The organism is Mycobacterium sp., from assembly GCF_019247615.1.
Taxonomy (GTDB): Bacteria; Actinomycetota; Actinomycetes; order Mycobacteriales; family Mycobacteriaceae; genus Mycobacterium.
On record NZ_JAFBAT010000069.1, the window covers coordinates 1 to 9,469 of the forward strand.

A 9,469-nucleotide genomic window follows, 5' to 3' on the forward strand; every position below is an offset into this window, starting at 1 on the left:
TGATCAACGTCAGCCGAGTCGCCAGCGACAGGTCGGCGAGCACGGCCCGGGTGTCGTCGGCGGCGGCGTTGCGGCTCAGCCGCGGCATCACCACGGTGAGCACGGTCACCCCGATCATGCCGAACGGCAGCATGAGGACCAGCCAGGTGTAGTTGTAGATTGCGGGCCCGGATGCCGCGGCCGTGCTGGCGATCTGGTTGACGACAACCAGGCCGAGCTGGCTGATCAGCACGTAGAGCACCATCGCCGCGGCCATGGTGCCGAAGCGCTTGAGGCGCTCGTCGATTCCCCACAGCGGACGCAAGCTGACCCGCTGGCGCCGGAGCGCCACGAGCAGCACCGCGGTCTGCGCGAAGACGCCGAGCGTGGTGCCGATGCCGAGCACCAGGAGCTTGGTGTTGCCCATCCGCACCGGATCGACCGAAAGCTCTCCCGGGACGGCCACATACACCGCCAGCGTCACGAGCGCCACCACGTTGTTGACGACGGGCGCCCACGCGGTCGGCCCGAATACGTTGCGGGTGTTGAGGATCGCCATGAACACCGAGGTCAGGCCGTAGGCGAGCACCTGCGGCAGGAGGAGGTAGGCGAATGCCGTGGTCAGCGGCTCGTTGACCTGCGGGGTGCGGCCCAGCATCAGCCGGACCAGCAGCGGGGCGGCCAGCACGGACAGCGCGGTGGCAACCAGCAGCAGCGTCGTCGTCAACGTGACCAGGCGCCGGACGAACGCCGCGCCGCCGTCGGGATCATTTTGCTCGGCGCGTGCCAGGACCGGCACGAAGATCGCCGTGAACGTGGCCTCCAGCACGAGCGCCGCAACCAGGTTCGGCAGCTGGTTGGCGACCGCGAAAGCGCTGGACAGGGCCGCGCCCAGGATCGCGGCCAGCAAAACGATCCGGGCAAAGCCAGTCAATCGGCTGATCAGGGTCGCGAACGCCATCGCCCAGGAACGCGACACCAGCGCGGCGTCGGACAGCTCGGGCCGGCGGCGAGCGAGGTCGGGGACGGGTGGCAGGGGGCCGGTCGCCGGACCGGGACGGCGTGCCGACGGCGGCAGGCGGTGCGGCGTTGTCTGGGGATGGGTTCGCCGGTAGGCCGGATTCATACTCGGTGCTCGTCGACGACGCGATCGTCGATCTCGTCGCGCAAGTCGGCGCGCCTGGAGCGGGGCGGGTCGGGGCGGTCCAGGTCGGCGGGATCCGGCTGTCCGCGGAAGCGGTGCCAGAGCCGGCGCCCCGCCAGGATGATCAGCACCGCCGCGGCGGTCATCGTGATCGCGAACAGCACCTTGCCGTAGGCGTTGGAGTGCACCGACAACCGCACCGGCTCGCCGAGCCGCATCCCTTCCGGGGTGCGCAATGTTACGTCGACGGCGACGCGCTGGGTGAAGTTGACCTCGATCGGCACCCGCAGCGGTAGGTAACCCGGCGGCAACTCGATCTGGCCGACGTCGGTGACCCTCATGCCCGGCGGAGCGTCGACCTGCAGGCGGACGCGGATCGGGACGGCGAGCCCGTTGTGCAGCGCCAGCGGCAGCGGGCTGTGCTCTGTGGCCAGGGTGTAGGAGCTGCCCGGGTTGACGATGGTGACGGCGCCGAACAGGTCATTGATCGTCTTGCCGACGACCGACACGCGCTGCTGGGCCAGTCCGTTGCGGGTATCGGGGGGTTCCGACTGGCTGAGGGCGCGCAGCATGTCCTCGCGCAGCGGCGCGGTGTATTGCACGCCGGTCAACCCGGTGCGCTCGTCGGTGGTCAGCGCGGAGGTCAGACCCCACAGGCGCCCGACCTGGCCGGCGATGTTGGCGGCGACGTCGTCGGTGAATCGGCCGCGGGCCGAGACTGGGCCCCCGAGGGCGCCCGCGGGCGGCGGATCGTTTCCGGCCGCGGCCTGGGCGATCACGGCAGGCAGCGGGCGCGCCACCGCCAGACCGGAATGGATGGTGGTGGCCAGCGCGGTCAGGATGTCCTGCGCGTCTTCCGCCGACAGGTTCCACGTCGCCGGCGGCACCAGGAGCTGGGTGCGCGGCGCGGCGTCGCGCTGCAGGGAGCGCCAGAAAATGGAGCCCAGGGCGTCCTGGCGTCGAGCAGTGTCCGAGTCATGCGCGAGCCGAATCGTCAATGAGGAGTCAAGGTAGGTCGGCATGATGGGGTCGGTGCCCGTCCCTGCCAGCGCGGCCCCGACGGCGGGGTCGAACGGCGCGACAGCGACTTGGGGGGAGAGCCGCTTGGGGGCGGTGTCGACGACCTCGGGAGCGTTGTTGGTCGAGTCCTCGGCGGACAGGTCGGCGGCGGCGATTGCGACCGTGCTGTCGTTGACGCTGAGCAGTTTCACGGCGCGCCCGGTCAACGGCCCGTCCGCCAGCACCGTGGCCCCGCGGGCCGAGGGCACATCCAGAATGCGGTCGACGATGTCGGCGACGCCGGTGGTGGCCGTCGCGCTCAGGCCGGGATCGTTGACGCGCTGCAACGCGTCCAGGTCGGCCTGCGCATAGGGCAGCGGGGTCACGCAGGTCCGGTGCGCCAGTGCCCGCAGCCGGCTCAGCCATGCGCTCGCGGCGACTTGGCCGGTGCCCGGATGCGTCGGGGTGCCCGGCAGTTGACCGGGACCGTCGGGTGAATTCGACACCACATAACCGCCCGTCATCGCGTTCACGGTGACCAGCAGGTCCGGGTCGACGGCCAGGCACAGCGCGCGGCCGACGGCTGCGTCCGGGTCGACGTCATGGCTGGTGGCCACCTCGGCCGCCGACAGCAGGATGTCCAGCCGACCGCCGGTGGCCAGCGAGCTGGCCAGGTCGTCGTCCACCAGCCGCACCGGGATGGTGCCGCCGGGTACGCCGGGCGCCAGCCGGGGCCGGTCGGCCAGCGGCCACAGCATGGTGATCCACACGGGTTTGGAGGTGTCCGGCGCGACGGCGTTGTCGACGTCGTCGGCGTGGTCGGGGGGCACGCCGACGACGGGCAGCAGAAAGCGCGCGTTATCGAGCCGGGCCGGGGCGCCGTAGTCGGGTGTTCCGTTGACGTTGACCAGGACGGGATAGATTCCGGGCTTCTCGACGCCCAGTGACGTTTTGGCCACCGAGCGCAGCGGGGCCGACAGGGTGAACCCGGCTTGCTGGCCACGCTGCAGTTCCGGTGCGACCGTAAGAAAGTCCGCGGCGGCCTGGTACTGGTCCGTGCCGCCGTCCAGTGAGGTGCGCAGCGCCGCGGAGTCGGTTACCGCTGGGGCGTGTTCGAGCCGAACCACCACATCGCGCACCGCACGGTCGCCGATGTTGCTGACCACTCCGCTGACGGTCACGACGGGTTGGCTCGTCGTCGTGACGACGTCCGGGGTCACCTGGTCGATGCGGACACGCACAAACGGCGTCTCGGCCGGTTCTCCCGCCGCCGCGTGCGGCGACACGGCGCCGGTGAGCGTCGCAAACCCGGCCACGATGCCGACCACCGTGGCGAGGCGCAACAAGTCGGCCCAGGCAAGTCGCGGCGCACTCACGGCCCGGGCCCGTGACCGTTCTTCCGGCCCGTGACGGGCTTGTCGGATTGCCTGGTGCGCGAGTGGGTTTGCGGGTGGCGCCGTGGCGAGGTGGGCGGTAGCGACGGAAGCGCGTCGGGACCATCGCTTTGCAGCTTGTCGATCAACTCATCTGCCACCCTGGCCAAGCGGCGCTCGTCGGCGTAGGCCAGCCGGGACGGCAGCTCCCGGATAGGAACCCACGCTACCTCCGCGACCTCGAGGTCGTCGTCGGACAGCTCGCCCCCCGAGAAGCGCATCAAATAATGGTGCACCGTCTTGTGCACCCGCCGGCCATCGGTGACGAACCAATAGTCGATGCGTCCCAGCGCGGCCAGCACGCTGCCCCGGATCCCGGTCTCTTCGGCGACCTCACGGATGGCGGTTTGCTCGGCGGTCTCGCCGACCTCGATGTGGCCCTTGGGCAGCGACCACAGCATTCGTCCGCGACGGTCGACGCGGCCGATCAGCGCGGCGACCTGCTCGTCGCGCGGCCCGTCGATACCGTCGATCACCAGCCCGCCGGCGGACGTTTCGTGAACCGTTCGGAGCCGCTCCGGCATGCGTCGCGACCCCGGGGAGCGCCGGGATTTGGCCGGCGTCGACTCGCCGGCGGGCTGCCCGTCAGCGTGTTTCGTGGCCGCGGCGGGACCACCACGCCCCCGACGCCGCCCCCGGCGCCGGCGTGGTTTGGCTTGTTCGCCATCCGACACCCAAGCGATAGTAGCTGGCACGGGTCTGTCTCCCGGACATACTCGCCGCTCGTACGGTGCGCGACGGTGCAGGTCGGGTTGTCGCCTCCGCGGGCATCCGCGCGTCCCCGGGCACACGCGAGGGGTCACCTTGGTCCACGTGTGAGCGAGGCCTCAACACTCGTCCCGACTAGGCTGATCGAACGTGCCTGACGCCGACGCCGACCTGTTGACCGCGGGCGCGGTCGCTCTGAACCAGCACGCAGCCGTGCTGCGCGAGCTGGGCGCGATTTTCGATGCCGCGGGCCACGAGCTGTACCTGGTCGGCGGTTCGGTGCGGGACGCCCTGCTGGGCAGACTGAGTCCCGACCTGGACTTCACCACCGACGCCCGGCCCGAGCAGGTCCAACAGATAGTGCGGCGGTGGGGCGACGCCATGTGGGATACGGGCATCGAATTCGGCACCGTCGGCGTCGGCAAGGGCGACCGACGCCTCGAGATCACCACGTTCCGCGCCGACACCTACGACCAGGTGTCGCGCAATCCCGAGGTGCGTTTCGGCGATCGTCTGGAGGACGATCTGGTGCGCCGCGATTTCACGGCCAACGCGATGGCCGTGCGCATCACGGCGGCCGGAGCGGGCGAATTCCTCGATCCGCTCGGCGGTTTGGCCGCGCTGCGCGATCGCCTGCTGGACACCCCGGCGGCACCGTCGGTGTCATTCGGCGATGACCCCTTGCGGATGCTGCGCGCCGCCCGGTTCGTGTCGCAGCTCGGCTTCACCGTCGCCGCGCGGGTACGGGAGGCCATCGAGGACATGGCCCCGCAGCTGTCCCGGATCAGCGCCGAACGGGTGGCCGCCGAGCTGGACAAGTTGCTGCTCGGCGACGACCCGGTGGCCGGCATCGATCTGCTGGTGCAGACCGGGATGGGTGAAGTGGTGCTGCCCGAGGTCGGTGGCATGCGGATGGCGATCGACGAACACCATCAACACAAAGACGTTTATCAGCACTCGCTGACGGTGTTACGGCAGGCCATCGCGCTCGAAGATGACGGGCCTGACCTGGTGTTGCGGTGGGCCGCGCTGCTACACGACATCGGCAAGCCCGCCACCCGGCGCCACGAGCCCGATGGCGGTGTCAGCTTTCATCACCACGAGGTGGTCGGGGCCAAGATGGCCCGAAAGCGGCTGCGGGCGCTGAAGTATTCCAAGCAGATGATCGACGACGTCTCGCAACTGGTGTACCTGCATCTGCGGTTTCATGGCTACGGCGACGGCAAATGGACGGACTCGGCGGTGCGCCGCTACGTCACCGACGCCGGAGCGTTGTTGCCCCGGCTGCACAGGCTCGTACGCGCCGACTGCACGACCCGCAACAAGCGACGGGCCGCGCGCCTGCAGGCCAACTACGACCGCCTGGAGGCGCGGATAGCCGAACTGGCAGCCCAAGAGGATCTGGCGCGGATACGTCCCGACCTGGATGGCAACGAGATCATGGAGCTGCTCAACATTCCGGCCGGTCCGGAAGTCGGCGAGGCCTGGCGCTATCTGAAAGAGCTGCGGCTGGACCGCGGGCCGTTGACGAGGGAGGAGGCCACCGCCGAGCTGCTGAGCTGGTGGCGCGCACGCGGGAACCGCTAGGCGTGCCTCCCCGTCCGATATGGCATGGACTATTGCTTAGCTGGCGACGACAGTGCGGCGGCCATCTGGCACGGCCAGCCGAGCCTCGACCTTGACGGCGACGGCCGGCTTGAGGCGGTCGGCTTGGATTTCGACGGCGACGGCATGCAAGACGACGCCCTCGCGGATTTCGACGGAGACGGGATGGCCGATCACGCCGTGCTCGATCTCGACAACGACGGCACGCCGGAGGCCTACTTCACCGACGACGGGTCAGGCACCTGGGCGGTGGCGGTCGACCGCGGTGGCCAGCTGAGGTGGTTCGGACTCGACGGCGTCGAGCACACCGGCGGTCCGCTCGTCGACTTCGACGGCCTAGGGCACGCCGACGATCGACTGATTGACGGCGACGGCAACGGCGTGGCCGACCGGGTGCTGTGCGCGGGCGACAGCGGCGTGACCGGATACGTCGACACTGACGGCGACGGCAAGTGGAACGTCAGACTGACCGACACCGATGGTGACGGTCTGGCCGACGGGGCCGCCAACCTATGAGCGCCGGCGAATTGACCGACCGGCCACAAGGAGGTAGCGGTGTTTGTCGACATGGACATGCTGCACTCCGGCGTTGACGAATCTCATCGCGCGGGCGGGCACGCACAAGATGCCGCCGATCAGCTGGCGCGGGGCCCTCTGCTGTCGGAGATGTTCGGCGGTTTTCCGGCTGCCGAAACATTTCATGAGGCGGTCAGCTCGGCGCGGGCTCACCACGTCAAGAGCCTCGAATCCCACCGGAGGACGCTGACGGAACTCGGCCGTAAGGCGCGTTTTGCCGCCGACGAGTTCACCAACATGGATGACCGCAACGCTGCGGAAATGCGAGCGGTGCCGTGCAGCTCCGCTACATCAGCACCGCGAATCTGATAACCGAAGCGGGCGGCGACCCCTGGGCGATCGATGAGAGCCTGCAAGCCGGGCGTCCGGCGCAGATTTCCGATCTGGCTCAGGCGTTTCACGATGCCGGCCGGTGCACCGCCGAGTCCAGCGCGGCATTCGAAGAAGCCCGCCGCCGCTTCGCGGCGTCGTGGAATCGGGCTAATGGGGAACGTCCGATCGACAACGCCGCCGAAGTGCAGCGGGCAAGCAGGTCGTTGGGCGTGCAGTCCTTGCAGGTGCCCAAGATCGGAGTCGAATTAGAGTGCGTCGCCGCGGCATTGGCCGAGGCTCAACGCGCGGCGGCGACGTTGATCGCGACCCTGGAGCGTCAGCTGCGGCTGACGGATAACCACCTCGGCCAAGCACTGGAACTCGAAACCGATGGCCGCCTCGGCGCGCCCGACCTCACCGCGCTCGATGCGCTTATCCGGGCGCTGGAGCACCAAGCCATTGACGACGCCAAACACACCCTGCACCAAGTCAATTCAATACGCGACGCCTACTCGCGCGCCCTGCTGGCGTCGTTGATCGCCTTGCGCACCGACGGGTACGACCCAACGGTCCTGCAGACGGTGGCCTCTCCGGAATCGTTGGTGTTTTCGACGGATTCGATGCAACTGCCCCCTTCGGGTCTCGGTGCCGACGAAGTCAACAGATGGTGGAAAACCCTTGCGGCGCAGGAGCAAGATCAATTGATCGCGGATCACCCGGGCGAGCTGGGGAACCTCAACGGTGTTCCCGTCGTCGTTCGCAGCCGGGTCAACAAGGCGGTGATGAATGATGATCTCCGCCGTGTTGAGGAGGTGGCCGAGCGGCACGGGATGGACGTCGATGCCGTGCTGGGTGATCCCTTGAAGTACGGCCTGGCCGCCGGGGCCATCACGCGCTACCTGAACGCCCGCTTGACCCGAGAAGGCTTGAACGCCACGGGAGACGGTGCTGTCGGGGAAATGCTGCTGCTGAAGTACCAGCCGGAGGTGTTTGGGGGTCAGGGAGCCGCAGCCATTGCATTGGGCAACCCCGACACCGCGGCAAATACGGCGATCCTGGTGACGGGGGCCGGCACGGCCGTTCAGGCGGGATCGCTCGCCAAGACAGAAGCCGCGCGCCTCTACCACGAATCCGGGCGTGCCGATCGGGGCGGGCAGACCGCGGTGGTGCTGTGGGTGGGGTATGACGCCCCGAACAATTGGTACGACCCAAGCCTGCGCGAGCCGAACGGGGCGCGCGCCGGCGCCCAGGCGCTGGCCGCCGACGTGAATGCTCTTGCGGTCACCCACGAACGCCCCTCGGCGCATGTCACCGTCGTCGGCAGCTCCTACGGATCCACCGTCGTATCGGATGCGGCGGCGGCATATGGGATGCGGGCAAACGATGTGGTTCTCGTCGGCTCCCCGGGTACCGACCTGGCTCATTCGGCAGCCGACTTCCACCTGCCGCCCGGTGGTCACCTCTACGTCGGCGCGGCATCCGGGGATGCAGTTACCTGGCTACCGGGTCATGCGACTGGGCCAGGCCTCATCGGCGTGAGTTTTGGCGGCCTCGGCGACGACCCGGCTGTCGACGGCTACGGATCGACCCGATTCAAGGCAGAGGTGGCGAGCACTTCCATCAACCCGATTCATGACCATCTGCATTACTTCGACGACGGGTCGGAATCGCTGTTCAGTATCGCCGATGTGGTCTCGGGTCACGGCGACGCACTACAGGGGCACGGCATGACCGCACGGCACCGAGGTGAATACGGTCTGGGCGGGTGGTTCGACCCCGAGGTCGCACGACCGGCCACGACTGGGCACCACCATCGCGCAGACCCGGGCTGATGTGCGATGCGCTCGTGGTTATCGCCGCGGGCGGGCCCGGCCTGGTCGTGGCCTGAAGTGACAGTGCGATACAGGTGATTAGCCTTGAGAAGGTGACGAATCCCCAGCTGCCTCCTGCGGCGCCGTGGACACCACCCGCGGAACCGGGCAGACCAGCGTCGAACGGCCGTATCGTCGTCGCGTTGGTCGCGATTGGCTTGATTGCGGTGGCCGCGCTGGTTGTCGGCATCATCGACCTAGCTCGACCCACGCCGAGCGGGTCTGGCAAAGCTTCGACAACCGCGAGCCCGTCGCCGTCCTTCAGCCCTGAACAGGTCGCGAGCGCGAAAAAAGAGTTGTGTGCGGCATACCAACTTGCGGCGCGTTCGGTGAAGGCCGACACAAACTCAGCAGATACTGCTATCGCGCGGGTCTCACTGACAAATGCGGCCGGAATACTTGATGCGGCGACGAGTAATCCCGCTCTGAACAACTCTGACCGAGATGCGGGACGCAAGCTGGCAGCCGCGTATCGGACTATCGACGCTATCAGCAGCGTGTTTGATAAGACGTCTTCCATTTTCCAGCAGTCGGTCGACGAGGCGAACCAGGCAGATACAGCAATGGCTACGTTGTGCCCGTAGAGGTACAAACTACTTGGGGGCGAAGTAACTGGTCGTATCGCCCTCGAACGTTCTACTTCGGATGTCTAATCTCAGGGAGGGGTAGGAGTGCCCGGAGACCTGCCTGCGGGAAAGTACACCGCCGCCCTGGTGGGCGCGTGGTGGCCGGAACCATCGACCACGCTTCGGGCTGGCGCTCGTCACTGGGTCGCGCAGCAGCGCGCCGAGGAACAATATGCGCAGGAGCTGCATAATCAGTGGACACTGCTGGCTTCGGCA

At 68.2% G+C, this 9,469-nt stretch carries 8 protein-coding genes; 5 read left to right on the plus strand and 3 right to left on the minus strand.

Going from position 1 to position 9,469, the window contains the following annotated elements; all coding sequences use genetic code 11:
* From JO059_RS04605 to JO059_RS04615, 3 genes are all read right to left on the minus strand, one after another.
* Window positions 1-1,105, minus strand: a 1,105-nt coding sequence (locus JO059_RS04605; RefSeq protein ID WP_293314929.1) for a lipid II flippase MurJ, incomplete at its 3' end; no start/stop codon positions are given.
* Window positions 1,102-3,498: a hypothetical protein gene (locus JO059_RS04610; RefSeq protein WP_293314930.1), complete on the minus strand. Its 2,397-nt coding sequence runs from the start codon at window positions 3,496-3,498 to the stop codon at window positions 1,102-1,104. The genes JO059_RS04605 and JO059_RS04610, both read right to left, overlap by 4 nt.
* Entirely contained in the window at window positions 3,495-4,229 is a 735-nt protein-coding gene (locus JO059_RS04615; RefSeq protein WP_293314931.1) for an NUDIX hydrolase, read from the minus strand. The genes JO059_RS04610 and JO059_RS04615 overlap by 4 nt, the downstream gene beginning before the upstream one ends.
* A gap of 184 nt (window positions 4,230-4,413) precedes the next feature.
* Between JO059_RS04615 and JO059_RS04620 the strand changes: the two genes are divergently transcribed.
* The 5 genes from JO059_RS04620 (at window position 4,414) to JO059_RS04640 (ending at window position 9,211) form a co-directional block, all read left to right on the plus strand.
* Entirely contained in the window at window positions 4,414-5,850 is a 1,437-nt protein-coding gene (locus JO059_RS04620) for a CCA tRNA nucleotidyltransferase (RefSeq protein ID WP_293314932.1), read from the plus strand.
* 24 nt (window positions 5,851-5,874) lie between these two features.
* Window positions 5,875-6,384, plus strand: coding sequence for a pullulanase (locus tag JO059_RS04625; RefSeq protein ID WP_293314933.1), 510 nt, complete (start codon window positions 5,875-5,877; stop codon window positions 6,382-6,384).
* A gap of 39 nt (window positions 6,385-6,423) precedes the next feature.
* Window positions 6,424-6,753, plus strand: a complete 330-nt coding sequence (locus JO059_RS04630) for a DUF2563 family protein (protein WP_293314934.1) — start codon at window positions 6,424-6,426, stop codon at window positions 6,751-6,753.
* Entirely contained in the window at window positions 6,720-8,588 is a 1,869-nt protein-coding gene (locus tag JO059_RS04635; RefSeq protein ID WP_293314935.1) for an alpha/beta hydrolase, read from the plus strand. The genes JO059_RS04630 and JO059_RS04635 overlap by 34 nt, the downstream gene beginning before the upstream one ends.
* A gap of 92 nt (window positions 8,589-8,680) precedes the next feature.
* The gene (locus tag JO059_RS04640; RefSeq protein ID WP_293314936.1) at window positions 8,681-9,211 is read left to right on the plus strand and encodes a hypothetical protein; all 531 of its coding nucleotides are present in this window, start codon (window positions 8,681-8,683) and stop codon (window positions 9,209-9,211) included.
* Window positions 9,212-9,469 lie beyond the last annotated feature (258 nt).